This is a genomic window from Planococcus donghaensis MPA1U2 (genome assembly GCF_000189395.1).
Classification (GTDB): domain Bacteria; phylum Bacillota; class Bacilli; order Bacillales_A; family Planococcaceae; genus Planococcus; species Planococcus donghaensis_B.
Map to the genome: position 1 here is coordinate 36,882 of NZ_AEPB01000006.1, position 14,463 is coordinate 51,344.

The window sequence follows — 14,463 nt, forward strand, 5'->3', positions numbered from 1 at the left end:
CGGATGCGGTCTTTTTTGTGCACATTTTTAAGGAGGAATTTTACATGGAACCATTGCAATGCGGCACGAGCCCAATCGTTGGATTTCGCTTTTCGTTACATCCAATGACAGGAGATTTTATCAAAGTAATCAAAGGAGCTTTAAACGAAACGGATACTTCAAACGTATGGATGCATACAGACGATGTCTCTACTGTTATTCGTGGCAAACAAATTCATGTCTTTAATGTTGCCAAAGCTTTAACTCTACATGCAGCGAAAACTGGTGAACACGTCGCGTTATCTGGCACTTTTTCAATTGGCTGTCCTGGTGATTCTTCAGGTGATGTCTTTTTAAATAAAGACGATGTGTTACTGAATACTGACGACACAAAACAATATGTTTCTTCGCAATTTGCACTATATCCAATGAACAATCCTGATTATATGGCCGTGATTTACCGTGAAGTCGATCGGGCAAAACAGTCAGGCGTTTTTAACGACTCGATGCATTATGCGAGTGGCATCCACGGTGACATTCACGATGTCTTTGCTTTTTATGAAGATGCATTTACAAATGCTCGCTCTGAGGAGCACCGCCATTTAGTCATGACCGTATCGATGAGCATTAACAGCCCATCTCATGGAGGTGCTTAACATGCTAAAATCGTGGAAATTAAAAGAAGTTGTCTTAATGTCGTTATTTGCTGTTGTCTTTGGCATTGTATATTTGTTGTTTGTTCATGCTGCAAATATTTGGGCAGCTGTGATAGGCCCACTTGCTTATGAATGGATGTTTGGTATTTGGTTTATCGTCTCCATTATTTGCATGTACATTATCCGTAAACCTGGCGCGGCATTTCTTTCAGAAACTATGGCAGCTGCCATCGAAGTCTTAATCGGCAACGCTGTAGGACCTCGATTAATCTTAACAGGTGTTGTACAAGGACTTGGCGCAGAAGCCGCTTTTGCACTAACTGGCTACAAACATTTTAATATTTTAGTCCTAATGCTTGCTGGAATCGGTTCAGCAGTATTCAGCTTTATATACGGATATTTTGTCTCAGGCTATGCTGCGCTTGACCCGTCGTTCGTTGCGTTAATGTTTACTATTCGTGTGCTTAGCGGTGCGATCATCGCAGGAATTGGTGGTAAGTATATTGGAGATGCCTTACTTGCGACAGGTTCGCTGCGAGGTTATGCCATTGCACGTACGAAAAAAGGTGATATGAATGCTTAAAGAGACTTTCTCTTTAAATCATTTATCATTTCGCTTTCCAGATGACCAAAAAGCAACCTTAAAAGGTATTTCTTTCTCCATCTCAAAAGGCGAAAAAGTTGTTATTTCTGGTCCGAGTGGCTGCGGTAAAAGCACTCTCTTGTATTTATTAAACCGTTTGTATCCTGATAATTGCGATGGCTCTGTTGACGGGGAGGTTTTGTTATTCGGAAAACCAGCAACAGACTATGCGCCTGGTGAAATCAACCATCGCGTTGCAACCGTTTTTCAAGATCCAGATTCTCAATTTTGTATGCCTACTGTTGAAGACGAACTAGCTTTCACATTAGAAAATTTACAGATCCCTTTTGACAAAATGGAAGCTCGAATCACAGCCGTATTAGAATTAACGGGACTAACCCATTTGCGACACACGATAATCCAATCATTATCTGGTGGAACTAAGCAACGCGTTGCAACAGCGTGTGCGCTTATTATGGAGCCAGAAGTATTGTTACTCGACGAACCGTTGTCACATTTAGATCCATATACGGCAAAACAATTTGTTGAATGGCTCACAGATCTGCAACTTAAAACGCAATTGACGATCGTTGCAGTTGAACATCGCTTAGACAGTTGGGGAAAATTCTTCGAACGCGAAATCCAGTTAGATGAGAACGGATGTCTCGTAAACGATCATTTATTTTCACCAAAACAACCGATTTTATTTCCGGAACGTTCCATTTCACTTCAACCGAAAACTGCTTTACAAGTTGAGAATTTGTCTGTCACGATTAAGAACAAACAATTACTCACACCACTATCGTTTTCAGTGTGTCGAGGTGAAATCGTGGTGGTCGCTGGACCAAATGGTAGCGGCAAATCGACATTGGTTAAATCCTTATGTGATATTTACAAACCGACGACCGGCACAATTCAATCAGATGGCACCGGCTATGTGCCTCAATCACCGGAATACTTGTTTTTAACACAAACAGTCCAAAAAGAAGTTGCTTATTCTGGTAGTTCAAACCCTACTGACATTGCTTCATTAATGACTCGTTTACGTCTCGATGAAATTTGTGAAGATCACCCTTTCGCGATTAGTCACGGACAAAAAAGACGCGTTGCGATTGCAGCAATGCTTGCTGATAAAAGGCCTGTTCTATTAATGGATGAACCCACTTCAGGTCAAGACAAAGCTGCACTATTAGAACTTTTTGAGTTAATCGATCAGCGCTCTAAAGAAGGAACTACATTTTTAATCGTGACACACGATATGGAATTTGCAGCAAGCATAGCGGATTCTGTGTTGCTCATAAAAGACGGTGAACTGACGGGGAAATTTGACGCTAAAGATGTGTGGAATAATGAAGAATTGCTAGAGTCTCATCATTTGTTAACACCGAAAGGAGTAGATCGTTTTGCGGAATCTTTTGCATAACATGAATCCTTCGGTGAAGTTTATCGCAGTCACAATATCCATGCTTACAATTGCTTTCTTTTTCAATCCGTGGACGCCTCTACTGTTTTTTGTCAGTATTCTATTATTGCAATTAACTATGAGCCATATTAACTGGAAGTTATGGTTGTTGTTCATGCTACCTTTTTCCATTGGTGCTTTCGGTTATTTATGGACGACTGTCGTTTTTGGCGCAGATACTGGAGGCACAATCATTTGGTCGTTTGCAGGAATCAATGTAACCGACGAACAATGGGCCCACGCTTTGTCGCTATCTTTTCGTGTCATGGCGTTTTCTAGTCTTTCTCTCATGTTCGCATTTACAACAGATCCTGTAAAATTTATTTTAAGCTTAATGCAACAATTAAAACTATCACCAAAACTGGCATATGGCGTTATGGTCGGGTATCAGTTTTTGCCGGTCATGAAAGATGAATTCACTCAAATTCAACAAGCACAACGGTTACGCGGTGTTGAAGTAGAAAAACGCAGCTGGCAACGAATAGTGTCTATGCGCCGTGTATTGATTCCAATGCTTGCAGGCGCAGTTCGAAAAGCGGAACGCTCTGCCTTTGCTATGGAAGCACGAGGATTTACCGGTGAGCCGAGAAACGCTTACTATCGCCCTATTCTATTAAGTCGCACGGATGTTTTAATGTCAGGTGTTTTTCTCATTATTCTACTAACTAGTTGTTTTGGAGGCATATGGTTAAACTAAACAAACACAAAAAGGAAATCCAAATGTCATGGATTTCCTTTTTTATCTTGCTCTTATTTCTTGATTACTTGGTTTTGAACTTTTGACTATATCCTTAAGTAGTTATTTACATATTAAATATAAAACACATTTACCCTAAAATCTTGTTAGATTAAGTTTAACTATTCTTTTTTGTTTACATAATAAAATTATATTTAGTTTTATAGCTATAAAAAAAGAGCTGATTTCTCAGCTCTCTAAAGTTCCGTATGTGATTGCGTCTTCATCTCTTGCATTTACGCCATTTTTCACATGGACAATGGTGCGTAAAATTAGTTTTGCGTTTGGATTTTCAAGTACCCAGCGCTCATCTGGTACGATTTCAAACTGCTGCATAACGGTATCTTTAGATTTTACAGATCCCGCAAACTCCATCGATTGTTTTGCCACAATTGTTTCATAAAAATCAAAATCACTGTCTTCACGTGTATCCTCAACAAGACGGATTACATTCAATTCGATAAAATCGATTGTTTGCTCCCCGTCCCCACCGTCAAGATAAATTGTCCCATTTAACGTCTCGCCTTCTTCAAGATGAGGCCTTTCTACAACTGTATTTACTTTTAAAGATCCTATGCCTATAGATGATAAGAAATCTTTGAACTTCATAAACTTGAAACCCCCAAATTTTGTTAGTTGTTTAAATACAACTTTTCTTTTTTTACTTTTTTATAACTCTGTATAATCGTATTGATTTGATAAATTGGTTTCGTGTCGATTGTAGCGACGTTTAAACAATTTATAAAAGTGAGATACGAGCACTCTCAGCAAAGCATACATTGGTATACCAAGAATTACCCCAACTACTCCAAACAAAGATCCTGCTGTTAATAAAACAAAAATAATGGTCACCGGATGAATAAACATGGTTTTGCCCATAACTTGTGGTGAGATCAGGTTTCCTTCTACTAATTGCACGACTGTCCACACAATTGCTAGTTTAACTAGCATAAATGGTGAGGTCACCAATGCGATGATCGCGGCTGGTGCAATGGCAATCGCAGGGCCAATATAAGGAACTACACTCGTTACCATCGCAAGAACGCCTAGTAATAACGCATACTCCATACCGATTATCAAAAACCCGATATAGACCATCACACCGATGCAAAATGCCACAATCAACTGGCCTTGGATATATGCGCCTAATTGTTTATTTGCTTCTGAAAACACTTCTCGCGTATCGTCACGAAATCTTGGTGGCAAAAGTTTTAAGAAATACTCAGGTAATTTTTCCCCATCTTTTAATAAATAAAACAAAATAAATGGCACAATCACAATAGACAAAATTACGCCGGTAATTGTTGATATTAATCCAGTAATACCAGAGATAATGCCAGTTACCGTATTTTGAAGTGTGTCCGCAATATTGTCTGGCAACGTCGCAAGTAAGGTATCCAACGTGAAATTAGACTCACTATAATAATCCCCGACTAAGGAAGTTCTCAAAAACCCATCTACTGCTGTTACTAATTGCATAAAATATTCCGGGAAATCAGCGATTAGATTTTGAAATTGAGAACGTAAAAAAGGAAAAACCAACACGCTAAGCAACGTGATCAACCCAACTAAGCCGAGGAAGATAATGATAATTCCCCAAATACGAGGAATTTTAAACTTCTCCAACAGTCGCAGTATTGGTCTGAGCAAGTAAAAAAACACCAATGCCAAAACAATTGGCAATACCACGGTTTTCATAAAAACCGTCACTGGATGAAAGATAAATGAAACTTCCTTGAATACATAAATGACGAACCCAAGCAATAACAAGGAGAACAATGTAAATAAAGTATTTCTACCACCTAAAAACCGAATGTAATTGGTCGCAAAAAATGATGGCTTGTCCTCTGGCTCCATAAACTTCCCCTTTTCTGATTAAACTTTATACCTTCATTTTATCATAATCATCACTCAATTAGTTTAAGGGCTGCGACAAAAATTCACTCAATGCTTGTTTGTTCATCTCAAGGTCAATATCAAGAACTGAACCCGCATGAGCGTAGTTGCCATAACTATAGCCATTTTCAATCGGCAAGGTTAATCGTTCAACTTCGCCGCCACCACTAATGGCTAATTGTGTCGCTAACTTTATTTGATCGGTTAATGGCATATCCGTTTGAACATACCCTTGTAGCGTACCTGCTAATTTAGGCAGTTTTGGAATAGTAGAAACGGTTGCCATTTCGTCTTTCATTGCCGTAATCACTTGTTGTTGTCTTCTTACCCGACCAAAATCCCCTTCTTCGTCTGCTCGGAAACGAGCATACCCTAAAAGTTCTTTACCGTTTAGTTTTTGAAGTCCTGGCGTTAAAGAGACACCGATATTTTTTGACATTTCTTTTTCAACATCAATTTCAACTCCACCTGGTACCGCTACATCGACAAGACTTTCAAAACTTTGAAAGTCAATTAATGCGTAATGATGAATTTCAACGCCAAACATCTGTCTAAGTGTTTCTGCAAGCAAGTCTACTCCACCTAAATAATAAGCTGTATTTAGTTTATACGATTGGTAACCTGGAATATCTGCATAAATGTCTCTCATAAACGAAGTTAATTTTATTTCATTATTTACTTTGTCATGAGTTACTAACATCATCGTATCCGTACGCGACTGTTCTTCTCCTCGTGAGTCGATGCCTAGTACCAATATGTTTTCATAATCTTCGTTTACCTCATCTTGATCGAATAAAACAGGCTCTTGCGCTGATGTATCTGCTATGTCTTTACCTTCTTTAAATTGTAGGAATGCATAAGTGCCGATAGCGATTAAAGCGACTAGGAGCAGGAAGACGATGCCGCGCAGCCGAAATCTTCTTTTTCTGCGTCTTTTTCTTTTAATAGGTTGTAATTCTTCTTCCATAATAAATACACTCCTTTCTAAACTTTCACGTCAATATGACGCGTTATTAGGCATTAAGTTTCGGTATTTTGTTTTAAATTTTATACTTATAACCTTTATTGATAACACTTTTTAAACTTGGTTCACATTTAAATATGAAAATCGTTTTTATTTATCAAATCTGTTATTATTAGAATGACTTTAGTTTTACAAAAGACATTTTTATTGTCGGAAAATCGCGAAAGTGGTAATATTTCCTTAGCAACTCGAGAGGAGACATAAATATGACTGAAAAAGCAACATTTGCAGGCGGCTGTTTCTGGTGCATGGTCAAACCATTCGATCAATTTGACGGCATTGAACAAATCGTTTCTGGCTACAGCGGTGGCCATATCGAAAACCCTACATATGAACAAGTAAAGACTGGTACAACTGGCCATTTGGAAGTAGTAGAAATCACATTCCAGCCCGATGTCTTTTCTTACGAGCAATTGCTCGATATTTTTTGGCAACAAATAGATCCTACTGATGATGAGGGACAATTTCAAGACCGTGGACCTTCTTATCGTGCCGCAATTTTTGTTCATAATGAACGCCAACGAGTTATTGCTGAAAAGTCTAAACAAGACCTTGATGCGAGCGGACGTTTCAACAAACCTGTGGTAACAGAAATTCGTGATGCAACACCATTTTATGCAGCCGAAGATTATCATCAAGATTTTCACAAGAAAAATCCTGAACATTATAAGAATGATCGTGCAGCTTCTGGTCGCGATGAATTTCTTTCCTCTAATTGGGAAAAAGTTGACGTTTAATACGTCAGCTTTTTTTACCCTATAAAATTTTTTGATTATTCTACCAATTTATCGTTCTACTTTATAGTTTAGGGAGGTACTCGATTGAAACTCATTGAATCTATTGATCCCATTATTATGCAATTGGTGATTGTTCCGATTTTTGTTATCGGAATCGGTATATGGCTAGCATTGCTTTCTAAAAAAGTATATATCGGTCCGATTACAACAATGATTTTGACATTGACGTACAATTATTGGTATTTCACTTCTTTTTTTCCCGATTCAAAACTATCGTTTACGATGATTTCATCTTGGTGCATCATCTTCCCTTTAATATCTCTTTATCTTTCGTGGTTTATTCTTATGCAACTTCAAAGCATTAAAGATTTTTTTCTACTAGAGCCTAGAGAATTTGATTAATTTTTTTTATGAAGTAACAATGCAAAAATTAACATCAATCCGATAAAACTTAAAAACAACCATAAAGTAATATCATGATTACCTGTTTGATCATAAATTATGCCTATAACAAGAGGCATAAAAGCCGAAATCATATACCCACCCGATTGTGTCATCGCGGTCCAACTATTCGCTTCATCTGCTGTAGTGGTTTCATCAAGTGGCATCAATAAGGCAATGGGAAAAAGACCACCTAATGCAACACCAACAAAAGCTGCAGCTAACCAGACCAAGTTTACAGAACCAAACATCAATAACAAGACACCGACCGAGCCTGAACTTAAAACGAAGAGAGTCCATATTAATCGATTTGGAAATTTATCAAAAAATAACGGGATACTAATATTCCCTACAATTTGAACAGCTGTCATTAATGTAAGTACTCCACCTGCAGTTAACACGGTCATTCCTTTATCAATCGCAATTGGCGCAAGCCACGTAAGCATTGAAAAAAATAACGCTGATTGAGCACCAAAAAACAGTAGCATATACCAAGCTCTTTTATTTCTAAGTGGAGACCCGCGTCTAATTTCAAAGTCTATTTCTTCCACTTCTTCTTCAGCTGGTTGCTCTACACGTAGCCAAATACTAATCGCTACTACTGACAACAAACTCCAGCTGGCAATGGCTACTGGCCAATCCGCAATGGTATAAAATACACCAGTTAATCCTGCTGCCAATGTTGCCCCAAGACCCATTCCAAATGAATAAACACCGATTAATGCGGGCGTACGTGTTGGGAAGTTATGCTTTATAATCGCTGACAAAAGTGGACTAATTACTGCAATGGCAACGCCTATAAAAAATGCACTAATGAGCAATGTCGGATAATTTGGTATAAATCCTCTTAATAAAGTAAACACACCGATTACACCTAACAAAAAGGCGATTGAACGTTTCATGCCGAATTTCCGACCAAAAATCACGGCCAGTGGAGCAAAAAGCCCCATACAAAAAACAGGAATTGCTGTCAGTAAGCTAACCTCACTACTACTCAAATTCAAATCGATCCGAATAGGATCAAGCATCGGCCCAATAGAGGATATTGCTGGACGTAAGTTTAACGCGACAAACAATATTGCGATGACCATTAATCCCAGCGCTGACTTTCTTTTGTTCTCAGACATGTTTTTCCCTCCAGTAACTAACGCTCTAATGCCTTATTTAAACAGCATTCTAAAATAAAATTTCATTAGTAACTTTTTTAAAATTGCGCTCGAATTGACGATAACCCCAAACTTGTGTTCTCTATCTACAATCATTTAAAATAGAGAAATGAAAGGCGGTTTGTCAATGAAACTCGTAAATTGGAGTTATGCGAAACGCTATAATATAAAAGCGATTTTCGATGATTTTCCACATGTCGTCGTGCTGTTCCGTCAAATTGGAGGCTATTACTTTATCTATTCAATGAAAGGCCTCACGAAAGATCACGTTCCTGGTCGACGAGAATATGTGCAAATGGAGTACTTGCTAAACAAAGAACTTGGTTCGCTAACAGCTTATTTAGAGCGTAAATTAAGATAAAAAGACCTTATATTCTCAGTTTATCCGAGACCACGGCTGAATGCTATCGATTTCCGTGGAATTCGTGGTATACTAATCTTATTGTGAAATTTAGGAGGTACGTATACATGATAGCTGCAAATGATGTAAGTCTTCGCTTTGGCGATCGTAAACTATTCGAAGATGTAAATATTCAATTTAACCCTGGTAACTGTTACGGATTAATTGGTGCCAATGGTGCTGGAAAATCAACTTTTGTTAAAATTCTTTCTGGTGAACTTGAACCCCAATCCGGAAATGTTTATATGGGTTCTGGTGAACGACTTGCCGTACTAAAGCAAAACCACTTTGAGTACGAAGAGCATGTAGTTCTTGAAACTGTCATTATGGGACATAAGAAATTATATGAAGTAATGTCTGAGAAAAACGCAATTTACATGAAAGAAGATTTCTCTGATGAGGACGGTATGCGCGCTGCTGAACTTGAAGGCGAATTTGCTGAATTGAACGGGTGGGAAGCTGAGTCTGAAGCAGCAATCTTACTTCAAGGTCTTGGAATCACTGAAGATCTGCATGATAAAAAAATGGCCGAACTTTCAGGTTCTGACAAAGTAAAAGTGCTTTTAGCACAAGCTTTGTTTGGTAAACCTGACGTTCTATTACTAGATGAGCCTACCAACCATTTGGACTTGAAAGCAATCCAGTGGCTTGAAGAATTTTTAATCAACTTTGCAAACACAGTAGTCGTGGTTTCCCATGACCGTCATTTCCTTAACAAAGTATGTACACATATTGCCGATCTTGACTTTGGTAAAATTCAGCTATATGTCGGTAACTACGATTTTTGGTACGAATCTAGCCAATTAGCAACTCGTTTAGCATCTGATCAAAACTCGAAAAAAGAAGAAAAAATTAAAGAACTTCAAGCCTTTATCGCTCGTTTCTCTGCGAACGCTTCAAAATCGAAGCAAGCGACATCACGTAAGAAAATGCTTGATAAAATTGAATTGGATGACATTCGTCCTTCTTCTCGTAAATATCCATTTGTTAACTTTACAGTTGGTCGTGAAATCGGTAACGATGTGTTAACTATTCGAGACCTTAGCCAAACTGTAGATGGCAACAAGTTATTGAACAACATTAGCTTTAACATGAGCAAAGAAGATAAAATCGTTTTAATCGGCGATCCTCTTGCAAAATCAGCACTTCTTCGTATTTTAGCTGAAGAAGACCAGCCAGAATCAGGTGAATGCCGTTGGGGCGTAACCACTTCACGTGCTTACTTACCAATCGATAACTCAAGCTATTTTGGTGGCAGTGAAACTTCATTGGTAGAATGGCTACGCCAATACTCTCCAGATGATGAAAGTGAAACTTTCTTACGCGGATTCCTTGGGAGAATGTTATTCTCAGGCGAAGAAGTTAAAAAGAAACCTTCTGTTTTATCAGGTGGCGAAAAAGTGCGTTGCATGCTTTCAAAAATGATGCTATCTCACGCAAACGTTCTTTTATTGGACGAACCAACTAACCACTTAGACCTTGAGTCTATCCAAGCTTTAAACAATGGTATGATTGCTTTTAAAGGCGCTATGGTCTTCACTTCTCATGACCATCAGTTTATCCAAACGGTTGCAAACCGCGTAATTGAAATCCGTGAAGACGGATCAATTCTTGATAAACAATTAACATATGATGAGTTCTTGGAATGGAAAGAAACACAAGGAATTACAAACTAAAACGAACAGCAGCTCTTCTCTCGTGAGAAGAGCTGCTGTTTTCTTTTTGAAGTTAAAAAGCTGATTGCTTTTTTATTTTGTAAAACGCTTTACTAAACGACCTGCCGGTAACTTAGAAACGTATTTATTGCCTGAGTTGGACACTTTCTTCACAAGTGATAATAAATTTTCATCACCTGTCCAATGTTCGGTTATCACTTCTGTTGGGAATTTATTTAGAACCGTGTTAATCACAAATACAGCAACAACGACATCATCGAGAAATCCACCAGGTCCGACTAAAATCTCTGGCAAAAAATCGATTGGAGCGATGAAATACATAATCCCAGCTCCGACAGCTGCTTTACTTTTAGCATCGATTCGGTTATCTAGCATTAACCTTGTTAACAAATGAAACAAATCCGGTGCGAACATTACATAACCACTAACAGTTCCGACCACACCTGGCTTATTATCTACCCATTTCTGTACTTTTTTACGCAACTTTTGGTAGAAGTCTTGCTGTTTTTCTTCACTAGGCATTGGTTTTTTTAAATAGTCATTCGTCATTTTTTTGTCCCCTTTGCTCTTTCTAAATAACTTACAATTATTAAAAGATCAAAGTTACGTTTGTCGCAACACGTTCTTTATCAGCTACACCTTCATATGTTGTAAATTTCACTGGTTGTCCAGGCATTAGTTTTCGGAACCCATCAACATTGATATTAATCTCCTCAAAGAAAAAATCTTCTCCGTTATCTCCTGTAATCATTCCTATACCTTTGTTTTCATCAAACGATTTCACTTTGCCTTCCATCCCTAAAACCTCCCACATTCTCTTTATCCGGTCTTCTCATTATACCCCGTTGACAATGAATAAAAACCTTCTTAAAAAACGAGGTATTGACTAACAAGTATTTTTATTCACAAAAAAAGAACCGCTTCAAAAGAAGCGGTTCTTTGAGTTATTAGACTTTAGTTACGTTTGTAGCTTGAGGTCCGCGGTTGCCTTCTTCTACTTCAAATTCAACGCGTTGACCTTCGTCAAGTGTTTTAAAGCCTTCGCCTTGGATAGCTGAGAAATGTACGAATACATCGTCGCCGCCTTCAACTTCGATAAAACCAAAGCCTTTTTCTGAGTTAAACCATTTCACTGTTCCTTCTTGCATGTAAATTACCTCCTGTGGTAAGAAAAATTTTTCAATATGGAATCTTTTGCAATAAAAAAATTCACATATTCCCTAAAGTACCATCACGTGCTGATCACTTTTGGGAATATGTGAATAGCTGTTACTGGTCAAGATTTCATATTGTTTCATTTATTATATCAAATTGACTACAAAAGTCAAACAAATCTAAAAACTTATATTTGGTTGTCCATTTACTAGCCAGATTAACCCATGAAATATTTGCAAATCTTCTTCACAATTTTCACAGTATTCCGTTTCTTCTTCATTCCAATAACAAGAAAAAGCAGCATTCTTTTGTTTTTGATTAACAAAACGGCGACTAAAGTCATTTTTAAGATTTTCTAAATAAGACTGAGCATTTTCGGTTGAATTAAATTTATGCCGAGACACAACTTTTTCTTCCCAACCTTCAAACATCCACCACGGTTCGTAATCGGTTCTCATATAGATAATCTCATGCATAGTTGCCTGCCTCTTTTCTTCCTAATTAGCATTGTGCCAAATCCTCTTGTACTTGTAAAGTGTTACGCATTAAATTTTGGACGGATTCCAAAGTTTGTATTGACTTGGGGTTTCACGTAAAATATAGAAGAGCAAATAGCATTGAAATGAAACTTTTTAATGCTTTGGACGTATAGTTTAAGTAGTAGTGAAGGAGGTCCTTTGCATGAAGCCCCTAAAGCCGATTGAAAATTTTATCAAGAGGCAAACTGTTAGCTTACCCATAATGGCGGTTATGTTTCCCGTTCTATACTTGGGAGCTGAAATCGGTTTAATCGCTTCTGGAGCAGTAGCTGCTGGCACTTATATTGCTAGCAATAGTACATTGAAACAAGTTCAACTTTCTTCAGATTCTAAAAATTTCGGCATGACACGCAGTGAATATAAAAATGTACGTTTGCAAATAAAAGAAGGCAAAGAAAAAATTAAACAGCTTCAAGGAAATTACTATAAAGTCCGTTCCATTTCTTCTTTTAAACAATTAATGGATATGACAAAAATTGCGAACAAAATTATTATGGTAGTCCAACAAAATCCAAGAAAATTCTATTTAGCTGAACCATTCTTTTATTCTCATTTGGATTCTGCGATTGAGTTAACCGAAAAGTACACATTATTAGTTGGACAACCCGTTAAAGATACAGAAATGCGTATTACACTGCAAGATACACGGGAAATGCTGTTATCGCTAAATAAAGTGATGGAGCAAGATTTAAAGCGTGTATTGTCTAGTGATATTGAACGTTTGCGAATGGAACTAGATTATGCACAATTAGCCGTTGATCAACATAATGATCAGGAATTACTCGTTCAACCAGAACCTGAACACGAGGGAGACGTGGAAGATGACAGAGAAACCATCAAATCGAAGTGAATTAGATGATTTATTGGAGTCTCCATTTGGTATGCAGATGGAAAAACAACAGCAGTCAGTAGCCGAACAACAAGAAGAACGACCTGTTTCGCTTATGGATCGCTTATCAAAAGAAGAACAAGCAAAAGCGCGTGAACTTGCCAAGCAAATTCCGGTAGGCAACAACGAAGCGATTCTTACTTATGGTGCAAACGCTCAAAACCAACTGAGCCAGTTTTCACATAAAATGCTTGATCATGTACAGCGTAAAGACATCGGTCCTGTCGGCGACGTCCTTCATGACTTGATGAAAAAACTTGAAGAGTTAAATCCTGAAGAATTGACGCAAGGCAAACGCGCCGGAATTCGCAAGCTATTTTCAAAAGCTAAGTATTCGGTACAGGAAATGATGACCAAATACCAAAAACTCAGTAGCCAAGTAGATCGCATTAGCATTCAACTTGACCATTCTAAGCGAGGATTGCTTGACGATATTCAAATGCTTGAGCAACTATACGATCAAAACAAAACGTATTTCCAAGCATTAAATGTTTACATCGCAGCTGCTGAACTAAAGCGCGATGAAATTATGAACGAAACCATTCCGGCTCTGCGCAAAAAAGCTGAAACTTCCCAAGATCAAATGGTGTATCAAGAAGTAAACGACATGGTGCAATATGTGGATCGCTTAGAAAAGCGATTATACGATTTACAATTATCGCGCCAAATCACTATTCAAAGTGCACCGCAAATTCGAATGATTCAACAAACCAATCAGACCTTAGCAGAAAAAATTCAGTCGTCTATTATGACATCGATTCCGCTATGGAAAAACCAAATCGCGATTGCGTTAACGTTGAACAAGCAACTTAAAGCTGTAGAAGCACAAAAGCAAGTGACCGCAACAACCAATGACTTGCTTCTGAAAAACTCTGAAATGCTAAAAATGAATTCAATTGAAACCGCTCGTGAAAACGAACGTGGCATCGTTGAAATCGATACTTTGAAAAAAACGCAAGAAAACTTATTAGAAACGATTGAAGAAACTTTGCAAATTCAAGCAGAAGGTCGCAAAAACCGCAAAGCTGCAGAACTTGAAATCGGGCGCATGGAAGAAGATTTAAAACAACGTTTGCTCGCAATTCATGATGGTCATGAAAAAAATAATGAGTAGTATAAAACCC

The 14,463-nt window shown here is 38.0% G+C and carries 18 protein-coding genes; 10 read left to right on the top strand and 8 right to left on the bottom strand.

Annotated elements, in window-relative coordinates; genetic code table 11:
* The first annotated feature begins 44 nt into the window (after window positions 1-44).
* From GPDM_RS01790 to GPDM_RS01805, 4 genes are read left to right on the top strand one after another with little or no spacing between them, the layout of a single operon-like run.
* Window positions 45-635 (top strand): YkoF family thiamine/hydroxymethylpyrimidine-binding protein, encoded by a 591-nt coding sequence (locus GPDM_RS01790; RefSeq protein ID WP_008428353.1) that lies wholly within the window; start codon window positions 45-47, stop codon window positions 633-635.
* Window position 636: 1 nt separating this feature from the next.
* Window positions 637-1,218, top strand: a complete 582-nt coding sequence (locus GPDM_RS01795) for an ECF transporter S component (protein WP_008428355.1) — start codon at window positions 637-639, stop codon at window positions 1,216-1,218.
* Window positions 1,211-2,641, top strand: a complete 1,431-nt coding sequence (locus GPDM_RS01800; protein WP_008428357.1) for an ABC transporter ATP-binding protein — start codon at window positions 1,211-1,213, stop codon at window positions 2,639-2,641. Before GPDM_RS01795 ends, GPDM_RS01800 begins: the two co-directional genes overlap by 8 nt.
* The gene (locus GPDM_RS01805; RefSeq protein WP_008428359.1) at window positions 2,622-3,377 is read left to right on the top strand and encodes an energy-coupling factor transporter transmembrane component T family protein; all 756 of its coding nucleotides are present in this window, start codon (window positions 2,622-2,624) and stop codon (window positions 3,375-3,377) included. Before GPDM_RS01800 ends, GPDM_RS01805 begins: the two co-directional genes overlap by 20 nt.
* Before the next feature lie 228 nt (window positions 3,378-3,605).
* Here the strand turns inward: GPDM_RS01805 and GPDM_RS01810 are convergent, their stop codons facing one another.
* Genes GPDM_RS01810 through GPDM_RS01820 form a run of 3 tightly spaced genes read right to left on the bottom strand, consistent with a single transcriptional unit; the run spans window position 3,606 to window position 6,279 of the window.
* Window positions 3,606-4,025, bottom strand: a complete 420-nt coding sequence (locus tag GPDM_RS01810) for a sporulation protein (RefSeq protein WP_008428363.1) — start codon at window positions 4,023-4,025, stop codon at window positions 3,606-3,608.
* 60 nt (window positions 4,026-4,085) lie between these two features.
* Window positions 4,086-5,273, bottom strand: coding sequence for an AI-2E family transporter (locus GPDM_RS01815; RefSeq protein ID WP_008428366.1), 1,188 nt, complete (start codon window positions 5,271-5,273; stop codon window positions 4,086-4,088).
* 58 nt (window positions 5,274-5,331) lie between these two features.
* Complete coding sequence (locus GPDM_RS01820) at window positions 5,332-6,279, bottom strand: LCP family protein (protein ID WP_008428368.1); 948 nt, start codon at window positions 6,277-6,279, stop codon at window positions 5,332-5,334.
* Window positions 6,280-6,542: 263 nt separating this feature from the next.
* Between GPDM_RS01820 and msrA the strand changes: the two genes are divergently transcribed.
* Together msrA and GPDM_RS01830 are read left to right on the top strand one after the other, a co-directional pair.
* Window positions 6,543-7,073 carry a peptide-methionine (S)-S-oxide reductase MsrA gene (gene msrA, locus GPDM_RS01825; RefSeq protein ID WP_008428369.1) on the top strand — a complete coding sequence of 177 codons (531 nt, stop codon included), beginning with the start codon at window positions 6,543-6,545 and terminating at the stop codon, window positions 7,071-7,073.
* An 84-nt stretch (window positions 7,074-7,157) separates the two neighbouring features.
* The gene (locus GPDM_RS01830) at window positions 7,158-7,475 is read left to right on the top strand and encodes a hypothetical protein (RefSeq protein ID WP_008428371.1); all 318 of its coding nucleotides are present in this window, start codon (window positions 7,158-7,160) and stop codon (window positions 7,473-7,475) included.
* Here GPDM_RS01830 and GPDM_RS01835 read toward each other — a convergent pair.
* On the bottom strand, window positions 7,472-8,641 hold the full coding sequence (locus tag GPDM_RS01835) for an MFS transporter (RefSeq protein ID WP_008428373.1): 1,170 nt from the start codon (window positions 8,639-8,641) through the stop codon (window positions 7,472-7,474). The two genes, GPDM_RS01830 and GPDM_RS01835, sit on opposite strands and share 4 nt — an antisense overlap.
* Before the next feature lie 166 nt (window positions 8,642-8,807).
* On the opposite strand from GPDM_RS01835, the gene GPDM_RS01840 reads away from it, so the two are divergent.
* Both GPDM_RS01840 and GPDM_RS01845 read left to right on the top strand, forming a co-directional pair.
* Entirely contained in the window at window positions 8,808-9,041 is a 234-nt protein-coding gene (locus GPDM_RS01840; protein ID WP_008428374.1) for a hypothetical protein, read from the top strand.
* 107 nt (window positions 9,042-9,148) lie between these two features.
* Window positions 9,149-10,756 (top strand): ABC-F family ATP-binding cassette domain-containing protein, encoded by a 1,608-nt coding sequence (locus GPDM_RS01845; protein WP_008428376.1) that lies wholly within the window; start codon window positions 9,149-9,151, stop codon window positions 10,754-10,756.
* 72 nt (window positions 10,757-10,828) lie between these two features.
* On the opposite strand, the gene GPDM_RS01850 is transcribed toward GPDM_RS01845, so the two are convergent.
* The 4 genes from GPDM_RS01850 to GPDM_RS01865 all read right to left on the bottom strand — a co-directional run bounded on the left by GPDM_RS01850 (window position 10,829) and on the right by GPDM_RS01865 (window position 12,387).
* Entirely contained in the window at window positions 10,829-11,305 is a 477-nt protein-coding gene (locus GPDM_RS01850; RefSeq protein WP_008428378.1) for a YkvA family protein, read from the bottom strand.
* A gap of 40 nt (window positions 11,306-11,345) precedes the next feature.
* A complete protein-coding gene (locus GPDM_RS01855) occupies window positions 11,346-11,552 on the bottom strand; it encodes a cold-shock protein (RefSeq protein WP_008428381.1) in 207 nt (68 codons plus the stop codon).
* A gap of 151 nt (window positions 11,553-11,703) precedes the next feature.
* Window positions 11,704-11,904, bottom strand: a complete 201-nt coding sequence (locus tag GPDM_RS01860) for a cold-shock protein (protein ID WP_008428384.1) — start codon at window positions 11,902-11,904, stop codon at window positions 11,704-11,706.
* Window positions 11,905-12,090: 186 nt separating this feature from the next.
* The gene (locus GPDM_RS01865; protein WP_008428386.1) at window positions 12,091-12,387 is read right to left on the bottom strand and encodes a DUF1033 family protein; all 297 of its coding nucleotides are present in this window, start codon (window positions 12,385-12,387) and stop codon (window positions 12,091-12,093) included.
* A gap of 205 nt (window positions 12,388-12,592) precedes the next feature.
* Between GPDM_RS01865 and GPDM_RS01870 the strand changes: the two genes are divergently transcribed.
* Together GPDM_RS01870 and GPDM_RS01875 are read left to right on the top strand one after the other, a co-directional pair.
* Window positions 12,593-13,300 (top strand): 5-bromo-4-chloroindolyl phosphate hydrolysis family protein, encoded by a 708-nt coding sequence (locus GPDM_RS01870; RefSeq protein ID WP_008428387.1) that lies wholly within the window; start codon window positions 12,593-12,595, stop codon window positions 13,298-13,300.
* Window positions 13,272-14,453, top strand: a complete 1,182-nt coding sequence (locus tag GPDM_RS01875; protein WP_008428389.1) for a toxic anion resistance protein — start codon at window positions 13,272-13,274, stop codon at window positions 14,451-14,453. The genes GPDM_RS01870 and GPDM_RS01875 overlap by 29 nt, the downstream gene beginning before the upstream one ends.
* Window positions 14,454-14,463 lie beyond the last annotated feature (10 nt).